Here is an 11716-nt window from a genome sequence, read left to right on the forward strand (position 1 = left end):
AAGAACAGCGCCCGGCCGACGCGACGGATTTCGGTATCTCTGTCATTTCTGTGCCATCCCTCTCTGACTATCCACGTATAAGCGCCGCTCGTTGCGAAGAGTCGGAAGCAATCGGTCCCGGTGCGGCCGCATTCCTACGGCAATCGGGAAGTCCGTTGTAGATCGCTTAACCCTCTGCGTACTTCTTCCGCCTTGCGCTACGTCGACGGTCGACGCACAAAAGAGATCCGTCGGTCACGGATCGTTCGGCAGGTCATACCGGCGTCGGTCCCGGCTGGCCTGCAGGTCGGACCGCAGCTGCATGACCTGCCCGCGCAGCTCGCCAATGATCAGCTGTGCACTCTCCCGGACGCTGGCCACCTCATCTCGCGCCTCTTGGCGAATTCGGGCGATCTCGGCCCGGTGCTCTTGGAGCAGGCGCTGACGGTCGTCCCGGGCCTCGTCGAGGGTGCGCTGCCAGCGTTCCAACAGCTCGTTTCGTTCCGAAATGATCGCGGCGCGGGCCTTTTCGTGGGCCGCGGACAGGGCCTGCTCTACAACGAGGGCGTCGTCGCGCGCTTTCTCGGCGAGACGGGCCTCCTCGCGGCCGCGCTCAACCTTGGTGACGTGCCGGGTGCCCAGGTAGGTCAGGATCGCGGTGCAGACGGCAGCGATGGGTGTTCCCAGGGACTGCCAGTCCACCGTCAACTCCTCCGGTTCACACTCGACAGCACTCTGGCCTCCGCACACGCGACGATCCGTGGGCAGTTCGTCACGAGCCAAGCGAGGGCCAGCTTGGAGAGCCAGATAGCAGACCGCCAGTCGGCCAGCATCGACTCCACGGCCGCGACCACCCGCCAGCTCGCCACCAGCCGTGCCGCGCCCCGGGGCCCGGTGACCGGGAAGGTCAGAGTCGTAGCCCCAGACCCGGGCGGTGTCGGCATACCGGTAGGAACTTCCTTGACCACAGCCGGCCCGGCACCGGCACCACCTCGACATCGAGCAGGTGGCACCGGATGCCAGACAATCTGGCCTGGGCCGTCGGCGGGGCGTATCGCAGGGGGATCAGGAGGGCTGTGGACCTCTTGACCGTGGTGAGCGGGTTCTGTCGGTCCCGCTCACTCGTCCAGGTGCCCGCCAGCAGGTGCCGTGCGCGATGGCCAGGGCCCACCGAACCAGACATTCACTGCCTCCGTCACCTGAGCGTGCGACTCCTTTCTACGCGTCGCCGAGCCAAGGCGACTTCTCGCGGATTGTCTTTGCTGACTGGGTTCGGGACGCGGCCGCGAGCACCGCCACGGCCAGGTCGGTGTCACGGTCGGCCGGTACCGGGCGCAGGTTCAGCAGCAGCCGACCGCCCCGCAGATCCCCCACCACGGCCGGACCACCCCGGCGCAGCCGCCCTGCGAGCCGTTGATCGATGGCGACCGCATAGCTGCGCAGGCGGCTGCTCGCGTCACCGAGCACCGTGACGTGGGATTCGACCAGGTCGGCGGTGACTCCCCCAGCCCGCAGTGCGCCAACCAGCCACTCGCCCCGGGCCCTCAGGTCAGTGTGAACCGTCCGAACGGCGGCGAGCGTGGGGGTACCGCCGTCGACAATGGTCGCGCACAGGGCGGCGAGGGCCAGCTTGTCCGCCTGCATCGCACGGGCGAGCGGGTGCCGTCGCACCTGCTCGATGACGGCCCGGTCGCCGATCAGCAGCCCGGTCTGCGGCCCACCCAACAACTTGTCGCCACTAGCGGTGACCAGTGTCGCTCCCTGTCGCAGCGCAGTCTCCGCGTCCGGTTCACCAGGCAGCGCCGGCTCCGGGCGGAGCAGACCCGAACTGATGTCGGCGATCACCGGGACGTTCAGGCCGGCCAAGGCCGTCACATCCGGCCTGCCGCACACTCCGTCCGAGGCGTCCCGGGCCGGGACCAGGGTGAGCACGCACCCGGTGCCGGACCACACGGCTTGTCGGTAGTCATCCAGAACCGCGCCGTCCGCGGTACCAACGGGGCAGAGCCGGGCTCCGGTCGAGGTGAGCAGTTCGGGCAGCCGGAAGCCGTCGCGAATCTCGTACAGTTCCCGTCGGCTGATCACCAGCTCCCGACCGGGCGCGAGCACCGTTGCGGCGAGTGCCAGCGCCGCAGGGTTGCTGTTGACCACGTACGCCGCAGCGGCCGTCGGCACTGCCGCGAGCAGCGCGGCCACCGTTTCCCGCCCGCGACGCCCCCGCTGCCCGGTGTTCAGGTCGTACTCCAGGTCGATGCAGCCAAAGGCCGCCTCAACTGCCCGCCGGGCCGAACCGGACAGCACAGCCCTACCGAGGCTGGGATGTACCAGAACGCTGGTGGCGTTGATGACGTGGCGGGTCGCATCGGTCGTACCCCCGCCCAGCGAAGCGACCCTCGACATGTCCCAGGTGCCTTCGCCGTGTGTGCGGACAACCGTCGTCGCCGGTGGCAGGTCGCCATCGGTCCTGGCCGGCATCGCGGTGGGCTGCCTCGTCTGGGCCCTCATCGCGTGGTCACCCGGCCATCGTCATGCAGCACGAGTTCGTGCCGACCCGACCCCAGACTGACCTGTGCGGTCCGCACCCCGTCCGCCGTACGCCAGGACACGACGAACGGAGTGATCCCGTCGACGGCGAAGAAGAGCTCGGGGCTGGATACCCCGGCGTGTCCATTACTGGGATAGAGCTGGGCCCGTAGGTCCGGCCGGCCACCGCCCGGCCTTGCGACCACGGACGCGCCGAGGGCGACGGTGGGCTGCCGTCCGCCCTCACCGGCCCGCTTCAGGACCAGTGTCGACTGGCTGGTCGACCGGGACCTGTTCAACACCAGCCGGCTGTCCTGCCACTGGTTGGCCACCAGCGCGTCCGGGCGACCGTCGAAGTCCACATCCCCAATGGCGATACCACGACTGACATCTAGGTAGCCCAGCCCGCTCTGCGCGGCGATGTCGACATACCGTCCGTCATGTCGCGTCCAGAGCACGTTGGCCTGGTGGCCCGAGATGTCGTCGCCGGGGCGGAAGTGGGGCCAGGCCCACGGGTGTTGGAGCAGCTGATCATTGATCATGGCAAGTTCCTGGAGTTCGGGCCAGCGCCACCGTTTCCCGGCCACGAAGCCAGTCGCCTGCAGCAACTCGTCATTGCCGTCACCGTCGAAGTCAACCGCCTTGACGTCCCAGGCCCACCCGCTTCGGGAGAGGCCCAACGCCTCGCTACGATCTTCGTAAGGCAGCCGACCGTCGAGCAGATCTGCGCCCGGTCCAGTCGGGATAAAGGCGAAGTTGCTTTCCTGTAGACCCCACGGGGTGGTGATGTTGCTGACCACGATCGTGGGCAATTCAGCGCCGTCCGGGTAGGTGTAGGTCACACCCATGCCCTTGAAGGAACCACGGCCCAGCACCTTGGATTTCGGCAATAGCGCGGTCCGCTCTCCCACGACCGGACGCAGGTCAAGCTGCCCCGGTCGGGAGTGGTTCACCAACAGGTGATCCGGGCCAAAGTCGTTGGCGAGGTAGACCTCCGGCAGCAAGTCCCCAGTCAGGTCCTGCATGCCGAAGGCGAGCGTCCACGACCGCGCGACACGGTCCGGCACGCCAATGGACGCGTCTAGCCAGGCCGGTGCCGTGTCCGGGGGCCCGGGGCGGGAGAGAAAGGCTCGGTTCGTCCCACCGTTGCCGGCGTCCGCCATGCTTGCCTGCATTCGCATCCGCCCGTCTCCGGCTGCCCCCGGATCAAGCACTCGGGCGCCATCGGGAAAGTAGTTACCCGCCAAAACGTCAGGCGCGCCGTCGCCGTCTAGGTCGCCCACGACCAGCGCGGTGGTGTTCCAGACCTGCGGTGGCTGGACCAGTTCCACCGGATGCCAGCCAACACCGACCCGCAAGAATTGCACCGGCGACCGGCCCCAGTAGTAGACGATCAGGTCGCTGTCGCCGTCCGCGTCAAGGTCCGTCGGAACACAACCCATTGGCGCGATGTGGTCCATCGGACCGGGTGGAGGAGTCAGGGACGCTGCTGGATACCGATCGCCGGTTCCGGGCACCGGGAAGACCCGAACTGAGTCATCCCTCGGGTCGACCAGGCACACATCGTCCTGGCGTCGATTCCCGTCGGCGTCGAGCAGCGCAACCGCGGCGCCCACGGCGGAGATCCAGGACCGGATTCCCGACAAGTCAGGCGCGACGACACGAACATGCTGGGCCTGCGCGGGGGCGGTGTTCAGCGGGCGTATCTCGAAGGCGAAGCGAGCAGCCACGACGTCCGTCTCCCCAGGATCGGGCGAGGGCCGGACGGTGAACATCCCGATAGCGGCGACCACGACCATCGCCAATGCTCCGGGCAGCATGCGACGTGGTGACATGGACATGGTTTCTCCTTTGATCGTAGCGGCGACAGCCGCCGACAGAACTGGGGCTCAGCCGAGCGCAGCAGTGAAACGGCGGCGAATCTCCCATTGCCACCACCGGTAGGACTCGATCTCGGGACCGAGGGCGCGGGCGGACTCGTAGGAGTCGCGCGCCCAGGTGGCGGCGGTGTGTCCCGACACCCCGGTGAGCGCGCCGACGGCCGCCTCCGTATGAGCGGGAATGTGACCTGCGGTGCGCTGTGCCTCGGCGGCGAAGACCGCGCCTTGGGCCAGGGCGGCACGGTCCTCACCACCTAGCGTGCGCAGCTGCTCGAGATGGCGAACCGTGCAGCCGCCCGCGTAGGACGCGGCGAGGCCAACGCCGGCCCACAGTTCACGTCGTAGACCGGGTGGAAACCGCTCGATTTGTCGGCTGAGTCCGAAGCCGTCACCACACTCGACGAACCAGAGGCTGCGGCCTACCCCCTGCCAAAGCACCGCCTGAACCGGATCCTGGCGGTCTGGTCGATTGGCCAGCCGGCGTATCCAACGCGGTCCTCCGAAGAAGCCACGGGCAAAACCCGCCCCGTCCAGGGCGAGCCAGCGCAGTAGCGGGTCGAGCGCCAGCCGACGATGCACCACCCGCCAGGGCAGCAGGGCGGCCGACCATCCGGCTCCGACATGGATCAGGTGTACGAAGCCCGCACCGGGACCGGCGAGCAGGTCACCCAGATGGGTATCACAGCCCCTCGGGCCGTTCCGCCAAGATCCTCGACGCGGTGTCGCGAGATCTGCCAGCCCCGCGGCCAGCGCAGCTCCCTCGTAGGCGAAGCCGCGATCTTCAGGTCGGATCCGCGCCAGTTCCGCGTGGATGTCGATCCGCCCGATCCGCCGCCGCAGCTGGTAGCCCTCGACGAAGGTGAACGCGCGGTTCTGTAAGAGCAGTCGACTGGCTGCTTCACCGCGCCGGTGCTGGCGCCCGGCGAGTTCGACGATCGCAGTGGGCAGGGGTGGCACGAGCAGTCTGCCCCTGCCCTTTCTGGCCTTCACCGGTACGGCCGATCGTCGGCCTGACTCCTGCCGGCGAGGGCGAGCCGGTGTCCGTAGGCGTCCCGTGGGTCGTTCAGTGGCGTCACCATAGGAAAGATGACCAGCTCACGCCTGGGTACCATGATCACTCCGTGGTGTCGTCGGGGTCAGGCCGCTGCGCGGGAGAGCCCGCACGACGAGGCCGGCGGGCGCACCCGTGCCAGTACGTGAGTCGCCCGGTGCGGTAGGCGTCGAGGTAGAAGTGCGTGGACTCATGCCAGTCCGCTAGTTCCTCATCCGTCGCCACAACGGCAAGTTCGTCGGCCCGATCAGTCAGGGCAGCCTCGATAGCCCGGAAGCAGTCGACTGCGGAATCGGTCGCGTCGATCATGTGGACATCTGTCAAACCCGCCAAGGTGAACAGGTCGATCGACCGGGGATGGCGGGGCAACGGACGCAGGCCGTCAAGGTCCCAGGCCTGCCGTTCTATTGCCGTGGTCATCCTGGGGCCCGCTGCCGTGTCGGAAAAGATCAGCCATCCCCCTGAGCGGAGCGCTCGCCGGGCATTGCGTAGCGCGGCGACCGGATCCGACAGCAGGGTGAGTGAATCGATGACGAGGGCCAGGTCATAGAGCTGATCCGGCTGCCATCGGGTGACGTCGCCCTCCATGAACGACACACCAGCCAACCCCGGACCCGCTTCGGCGCGGGCCCGGCGAGCAGTGGCGAGTTGAACACTGTTTAGCTCCACCCCGGTCACCGAGCAGCCGGTGCGCTGGTTGAGGTATCGGGCAACCGCGCCGGTGCCGGAGCACAACTCGAGTACGTGCGTCAGCGGCCCGACCCGGAACGTCGTCGCGATGGCGTCGAGCAGACGCGCACCGCCGATGTTGGTGAACTCCCACCCACCGTGGACCGGCTCGTACACGGCTTTCCGCCAGAGCGGCCCGGCCACCGTGTCGTAGATAAGGTTCTTGTCGCCCTCTGCTGGAACGACATCCCGCTGTGGCGCCTGTTCCGATGCTTCCGTCATTCTTTGCTCCTCCTATAGGCGCTGTGCCTGGTCACGCCCTCTGATGCCCACCCGACCGGATGGGGCGTGGTCACATCCGTCATCTGCGTCGGGTGTCGACGGGGCTCCGCACCGGGCCAAGCGGTGGCTGCTCGATGACCTTCGGCGTTCCGGCTTCGGCGACCAAGGGGCGGGCGAGTGAGGCGAGAGGCGAGTCGGAAGCCCAGATGTTCTCCGCGAGCCAGTACTCGACGGTTGTCCGAGTACGGGTGAAGACGACCTGTTCGCCGTCGGCGGACGGCACGGGGTAGCGGACACCCGGCCCTGCCTCGGTCACTACCCGCCCGGCACCATCAGGTAGCTGCTCGTACAACTCTTCGACCCTGGAGGCGACCATTGTCGACAGGGTTCGACCATCCCGGGTCAGCTGTGGGTTGTTGCGCTCGATGTAGTCGGGACCCGCGACCGTCACGATCTCCTTGCTGGCTACGTCGATTCGGTAGAAGCCCCAGGTCCAGTCGCCGCCGCGAGTGGACATGAAAATGACGCTACGTCCGTCGGGAGAAAACGACGGGGCCTCGTCCCACCAACTGTCGTCGGTGAGGTTGGTGAACCGGCCGCTGTCGAGCTCCAGCACGAGCAGGTTCGCCTCAAAGGGCTCGGTCTCGCTGCGGAACACCAGGCGCCGTCCATCCGGCGCGAAGGAGACGGGTGCGTGCAGTCCACGTAGGTCAGCGCGGTCGGTTGTCCAGAGCCGTACCCGGCCACTGGGCACGTCGACGGTCGCGATCTCCCATCGAGAGCTGGGGTCGGGCCGGATCGTGCAGGCGATCGTCCGACCATCCGGGGACCAGGTCGGAAAAGCGGCCTCACCAGCGGGTAGCGGCTGCGAATTCCCCGTATCCAGGTCCAGAATCCGCAATGTGGAGCGGCCGCCGACTTCGGCGCCGTAGACAATTCGGCGCCCGTCCGGAGCGAAGGACGCATAGCGGGGCTTGCGCTCCGCCGGCACGAGGTCCCGTACGGTTCTCGTTCTCCGGTCCCAGATCGCGATGCCGGCCCCCTCGTCGACCAACCGGTGGAAGAAGAGGTGATTTCCGTCTTGCGTCCAGGTGGGCCAGCGGTCGTCCGCACCGGTAACGACGAGCGGGTCGCCGACACCATCACCGAGGCGCTGCACCCAGATAACGGACCGCCCCTCGTTACTGCGGGAAAAGGCGACCGCCGGCCGGGTTGGGCAGATGGTTGGCTTGTAGTCCCACGACGAGCCGTCGGTGACCTGGATTGCCTCCGCGGTCTGGCTATCGAGCAACCACACCGCGCCCGCACCCGTGTCGTACGAGTGGCAGACGAGCCATCGCCCGTCCGGGGCCCACGAGCAGGCGCCGGCGCGTCCCGGGTGTATCGTCACCGGGCGAGGCGTGCCGCCGGTGGCCGGCACCACCAGAAAGTGGCGGCGACCCCACGAGCCGCCAACGAAGGCGATCGTGCGTCCATCCGGTGACCACGAAGGGTACTCCTCCTCGTGATCGGCCGACGTCAGCTGCCGGATCTGTCCGTCGCTCAGCCGGTACAGCCAAATCGCCTTGTGGCCACTGCGTGATGAAGTGAACGCCAACTGCCGGCCGTCCGGTGACCATTGCGCCTCTATGTCGTCACCGGCCCCCCATGTACCCTGCTGCCATTTCCCCGAGCGTAGGTCAAAAAACCAAAGATTGACGGAGCCATTTCTTTTCGAAGAAGCGACAAATCTACTTCCGTCCGGAGCTATGGCGCCGTCCCCAGAACCGTTCGGATCGACGGCGAGTCGTCGTAGCCGAAATCCCGCTCCCCCCGCCCCTGCGATACCATCGCCCCCCGCAAACCGCTTCACGGCACGAGCCGGTAACAGCGGGACGGCCCAACAGGCCGATAGATGAACGCCCCATATAACTGCATCTCGAACCTCCTCAGTCACACATCGACCGACTTACTGCTTTGCGGTGGATACGACGATCTAGTCCTACCTGGATAAACGAGGTACCATCTTCTTGAATCTTGCTGACACGAGCCGTTTCCCGGTCGACAACACCCATAGCATTGATTGAAAAGGTTCAGCAAGATCCAGGTGGATCGGCCGGGGTCGCTGCCATTTAATTGCGCGAAGCGGAGGCCGGCGGACGCCGGCCTCGGGAGGGGGTCCAAGGGATGGCTGGGCTTTCGGTGGCGACCGACATCGTGCACCCGCTGCTCGCACCAGCGGCCAACACTCAGGTCTTCGACGGGTCGGTACTGCCGTGGACCCAGGTGGCCGGACTAATCGAGGCGGCCCGGTGGACCACCTCGCAGTGGAACCGACAGCCGTGGCGCTTTCTTGTTGGTCGTAAGGGTGACCGCACATACCACGAGCTACACCGCGCGCTGACGCCAACGAACCGGATGATCGCCCATGGCGCCGGGACGCTGATACTGGCCCTACGCCAAGCTCAGGGCGTCGACGGCGGCACGTTGGATGGCACCGAATACGAGCTCGGGCTCGCAGTTGCCCGGCTCAGCGTGCAGGCCCGGGCCACCGGCTGGCGCGTTGTGCAGCTCGGCGGATTCCGCCGGCGCCCGCTGATGGCGACCTTCGAGGTGCCGGCAGACTTCGAGCCGTTCGTCATCCTTGCCGTCGGCCGTGTGACCGCCGATGTGACCTGCGCTCGCCCACCCCGTTCCCGACTGCCTTTGGCGGAGATCGCCTTCACCAGTCGATGGGGTACGACGCCAGGACCGTGAGCCTGATGAGTATGTGGCAGCGGACAGCGGGGCGGGGAGTGTGCCTACCCCGACGACGCAACGTGCGGCGGCTCGCTACGGGTGCCCGTTACGCCAGGTCACCTGGATCGGCGATACCGTCGACGGGTTCCCACAACTCGAAGCGGTTGCCCTCAGGATCGACGGCCCAACCGAACCGCCCGTTGTCGTCGGTCTCGATGCGGTGGTCCACCTCGGCACCCCCGGCTTTGAGCTGGGCAAGCATGGCATCGAGGTCGACCACTCGAAAGTTCAGCATGGTCTTTTGCGCCGGCGATCCAAAGTAGTCTGTATCCTCGGAAAATGGGGCGAAGACGGTCGGACCGCCCTGCTGGAACCAGTAGCCGTCAAGATCCTCCGCCACCACGCCCAGATTGTCCCGGTACCACCGGCTCAGACCTTCTGGGTCTCGTGCCCGCAAGAAGTAGCCTCCGATGCCGCGCACCCGCTCCATCCCCATCTCCTTTCGGCCAGTGACACGATTGGTCGATGTCCTGAAACTGCGGACCAGCCAGTCTTTCCTTCCACACGCTACTGCCAGTCCCCTGCGACCTCGAGCATCCACCGCAGGTCGATGAGGAAGTTCATCCAGTCGATCTGGTGTCGTCCTGCCCGTCCCGACATCAAGCACGACGAGGACAGCGACTCGGACAGCTCTCGCCGTGTAGTTCCGCCGGGACTGGCTAGATCAGACCGTAAGCTTCGGTGTGCGCGTACTTGCGCGAGCCACTAGGGCAAGCAGCGAGCGGGAGAACTCGATGGGCGGGTCGAAGCGACGCTGACGGCGCAGGGCGATGTGGAAGGGCTGGTGGGACCGCCCGTCCCGAGCGATCAGCGTTCGCGTACCGAAGCCGACTCGGCCGAGGGCGCCGACGGGTGCCCCGAGTATGTCGGCGACGGTCGTGACCGGGCTATACCCGACCGAGACGGTGTCGTACTCGCCGTCGCTGACCGGTGGGGTGCGCACCACGTGATCGGTCTCGACGACCTGGAAGGTCGACGGCCGCTCCCACGGGTGGTCCGTGCGGTACAGCCCGAGAAGGGCGCAGTACCGCTCCTGTCGGTCCGAGGTGACCGCGCCGACCGGGCCGTCTTCGGCCATCGCGCCGCTGAACTCGATCAGCTCCTGAATCGGCACTTGGCCGATTCGCTTGACGACCGTGCGGAACCGGCGCGGGGACAGACCCGTCAGGTGACCGAACTGACTGATGAACGTTCCAAGACTCGAATATCCGACAGCTGAGCAGATTTCCGTCACTGACCGCCGTGAGTTAAGTAGGAGGTGCTGCGCCTCGCACATCCTGAGCGCGGCGAGAAACCGCGCCGGGGTAGTGCAGGTGATCTCTCGGAATATTCGATGAAAATGGAACTGGCTCATGGTTGCCACCCGTGCGACATCGACGAGTTGGATAGGCTGCGCCAGGTTTTCGATCATATAGTCCACAGCCCTGGCGACTGCCGTCACCCGTGCCGCACCCGTGGGTTCTATGAGGCAACGGCCGAAGCTCGCACAGAGTTCGATTTTGTCGCACTGCAGACAGTTGGCCTCTCTGATCCACCGCAAAGTGGACTGGCCACGCATGAGCCCCACCCCTCCCCGAAGGCCGTGCCGTCCGCGGCGGATCATGACGCCGATGCGTCCGTTGTGTGACTCGGGTCGACCGTGTGATCGCTTCGCCCCTGGACGGCGTTGACCACCGCACGCTGGAAGGGCCCCTGCGGCAGGCCGGTGCCAACGAATAGCTCGTCTGATGAGACCGCGTACCAGTTAGGCCGGGTGCGGCTGGGCCCGCTGCACCGCACGGGCGGCCGGTGCGGCGGGGTTGACGCGCGGCGGGCGGCCCCTCCAACAGCGCCCTGCCCCAGTCGCCCGACCCGAAAGCAGCTCATCGACCCGGCGGCGGACGAGGTGCCCTCGTGCGCCGATGCCGGGGGCAGTTGTGGAGCCCGGACGTCGAGCTGGCGTTGACCGGCGGCCCGCCGATCACGGCGATCGGTTCGACTGCACACCAGGCCGGGGCACCGGCGTGACGTACTGGCGAGTGATGAGGCCGAGCACGGCGGCGCTCAGCGCGATCAGTGCGTTGCTTTGGTTCGGCGTCACGCTGACCACGTCGAAGGCGACGATCAGGTTCATCACCGCGACGACCGTGGCCTGTACGAGCACGGGTTCACGGCGCAGGATCACGGCTTCTCCTTCGCGGTCCGCCGCGCTGCGGGCCACTGGTAGGACGGTCTCCCGCCCAGGGGGGCGTCGATACGGAGGCGCGTAGAGTCGAACCAGGACTGGTACTCGTCACATGAGCAACGTCTGTTGATGTCGGAGGCCTCGACGGCGCCGGGGCGTAACTTCAGCACCCTCGAGTTCCCGGCGGGGTCGGACTCCGCGGCGAAGCGGTCGAGCAGCGCCGTACCCGCCACGTCGGGGGACCCCCAGCCGTTGTGCACCGGTTCGTAGATCGCTACGTGCCACGGAACGCTGACTGCGGTGTGGTAAATCATGATCTTGCCGGTCGGGCTGGATATGCCGGTCAGACTGTGAGCCATGCGGATCTCTCCAAAGGTGACGAGGGGTTCG

13 protein-coding genes and 1 pseudogene are annotated in these 11716 nt (G+C 66.9%); 1 reads left to right on the plus strand and 13 read right to left on the minus strand.

Going from position 1 to position 11716, the window contains the following annotated elements; all coding sequences use genetic code 11:
• Positions 1-234: 234 nt before the first annotated feature.
• The 8 genes from SALPAC6_RS0108300 to SALPAC6_RS0108330 all read right to left on the minus strand — a co-directional run bounded on the left by SALPAC6_RS0108300 (position 235) and on the right by SALPAC6_RS0108330 (position 7774).
• Positions 235-681, minus strand: coding sequence for a hypothetical protein (locus SALPAC6_RS0108300; protein ID WP_018252963.1), 447 nt, complete (start codon positions 679-681; stop codon positions 235-237).
• A gap of 205 nt (positions 682-886) precedes the next feature.
• Positions 887-1162: a hypothetical protein gene (locus SALPAC6_RS29355; protein WP_162562060.1), complete on the minus strand. Its 276-nt coding sequence runs from the start codon at positions 1160-1162 to the stop codon at positions 887-889.
• A 35-nt stretch (positions 1163-1197) separates the two neighbouring features.
• Positions 1198-2454, minus strand: coding sequence for an aminotransferase class V-fold PLP-dependent enzyme (locus SALPAC6_RS0108305; RefSeq protein WP_018252965.1), 1257 nt, complete (start codon positions 2452-2454; stop codon positions 1198-1200).
• A 26-nt stretch (positions 2455-2480) separates the two neighbouring features.
• Positions 2481-4343: an FG-GAP repeat domain-containing protein gene (locus SALPAC6_RS0108310; RefSeq protein WP_026189445.1), complete on the minus strand. Its 1863-nt coding sequence runs from the start codon at positions 4341-4343 to the stop codon at positions 2481-2483.
• A 48-nt stretch (positions 4344-4391) separates the two neighbouring features.
• The gene (locus SALPAC6_RS0108315; protein WP_018252967.1) at positions 4392-5339 is read right to left on the minus strand and encodes a DUF1702 family protein; all 948 of its coding nucleotides are present in this window, start codon (positions 5337-5339) and stop codon (positions 4392-4394) included.
• 29 nt (positions 5340-5368) lie between these two features.
• On the minus strand, positions 5369-5494 hold the full coding sequence (locus SALPAC6_RS30735) for a hypothetical protein (RefSeq protein WP_263404710.1): 126 nt from the start codon (positions 5492-5494) through the stop codon (positions 5369-5371).
• A 2-nt stretch (positions 5495-5496) separates the two neighbouring features.
• Positions 5497-6384 carry a class I SAM-dependent methyltransferase gene (locus SALPAC6_RS0108325; protein WP_018252969.1) on the minus strand — a complete coding sequence of 296 codons (888 nt, stop codon included), beginning with the start codon at positions 6382-6384 and terminating at the stop codon, positions 5497-5499.
• A 79-nt stretch (positions 6385-6463) separates the two neighbouring features.
• Entirely contained in the window at positions 6464-7774 is a 1311-nt protein-coding gene (locus SALPAC6_RS0108330) for a TolB family protein (protein WP_223874430.1), read from the minus strand.
• A 776-nt stretch (positions 7775-8550) separates the two neighbouring features.
• Here SALPAC6_RS0108330 and SALPAC6_RS0108335 point away from each other — a divergent pair.
• Entirely contained in the window at positions 8551-9120 is a 570-nt protein-coding gene (locus SALPAC6_RS0108335) for a nitroreductase family protein (protein WP_018252971.1), read from the plus strand.
• An 88-nt stretch (positions 9121-9208) separates the two neighbouring features.
• Here SALPAC6_RS0108335 and SALPAC6_RS0108340 read toward each other — a convergent pair whose 3' ends face one another.
• The 5 genes and pseudogenes from SALPAC6_RS0108340 to SALPAC6_RS0108360 all read right to left on the minus strand — a co-directional run bounded on the left by SALPAC6_RS0108340 (position 9209) and on the right by SALPAC6_RS0108360 (position 11685).
• The gene (locus SALPAC6_RS0108340) at positions 9209-9592 is read right to left on the minus strand and encodes a VOC family protein (RefSeq protein ID WP_018252972.1); all 384 of its coding nucleotides are present in this window, start codon (positions 9590-9592) and stop codon (positions 9209-9211) included.
• A gap of 234 nt (positions 9593-9826) precedes the next feature.
• Complete coding sequence (locus SALPAC6_RS30035) at positions 9827-10276, minus strand: hypothetical protein (protein ID WP_223874278.1); 450 nt, start codon at positions 10274-10276, stop codon at positions 9827-9829.
• A gap of 33 nt (positions 10277-10309) precedes the next feature.
• A pseudogene (locus SALPAC6_RS30950) lies at positions 10310-10765 on the minus strand (helix-turn-helix domain-containing protein); the annotation flags it as partial.
• Positions 10766-11122: 357 nt separating this feature from the next.
• A complete protein-coding gene (locus SALPAC6_RS0108355) occupies positions 11123-11326 on the minus strand; it encodes a hypothetical protein (protein ID WP_018252975.1) in 204 nt (67 codons plus the stop codon).
• Complete coding sequence (locus SALPAC6_RS0108360; RefSeq protein ID WP_162561489.1) at positions 11323-11685, minus strand: hypothetical protein; 363 nt, start codon at positions 11683-11685, stop codon at positions 11323-11325. The genes SALPAC6_RS0108355 and SALPAC6_RS0108360 overlap by 4 nt, the downstream gene beginning before the upstream one ends.
• Positions 11686-11716: the final 31 nt, after the last annotated feature.

The organism is Salinispora mooreana, assembly GCF_000379065.1.
Lineage (GTDB): Bacteria > Actinomycetota > Actinomycetes > Mycobacteriales > Micromonosporaceae > Micromonospora > Micromonospora mooreana.

What these genes read in the sequence shown, in the direction of transcription:
- SALPAC6_RS0108310 (WP_026189445.1), bottom strand. Translation starts at nt 4,343, where the DNA reads ATGTCCATGTCACCACGTCGCATGCTGCCCGGAGCATTGGCGATGGTC.
- SALPAC6_RS0108340 (WP_018252972.1), bottom strand. Translation starts at nt 9,592, where the DNA reads ATGGAGCGGGTGCGCGGCATCGGAGGCTACTTCTTGCGGGCACGAGAC.
- SALPAC6_RS30735 (WP_263404710.1), bottom strand. Translation starts at nt 5,494, where the DNA reads ATGGTACCCAGGCGTGAGCTGGTCATCTTTCCTATGGTGACGCCACTG.
- SALPAC6_RS0108325 (WP_018252969.1), bottom strand. Translation starts at nt 6,384, where the DNA reads ATGACGGAAGCATCGGAACAGGCGCCACAGCGGGATGTCGTTCCAGCA.
- SALPAC6_RS29355 (WP_162562060.1), bottom strand. Translation starts at nt 1,162, where the DNA reads ATGTCTGGTTCGGTGGGCCCTGGCCATCGCGCACGGCACCTGCTGGCG.
- SALPAC6_RS0108360 (WP_162561489.1), bottom strand. Translation starts at nt 11,685, where the DNA reads ATGGCTCACAGTCTGACCGGCATATCCAGCCCGACCGGCAAGATCATG.
- SALPAC6_RS0108335 (WP_018252971.1), top strand. Translation starts at nt 8,551, where the DNA reads ATGGCTGGGCTTTCGGTGGCGACCGACATCGTGCACCCGCTGCTCGCA.
- SALPAC6_RS0108305 (WP_018252965.1), bottom strand. Translation starts at nt 2,454, where the DNA reads ATGCCGGCCAGGACCGATGGCGACCTGCCACCGGCGACGACGGTTGTC.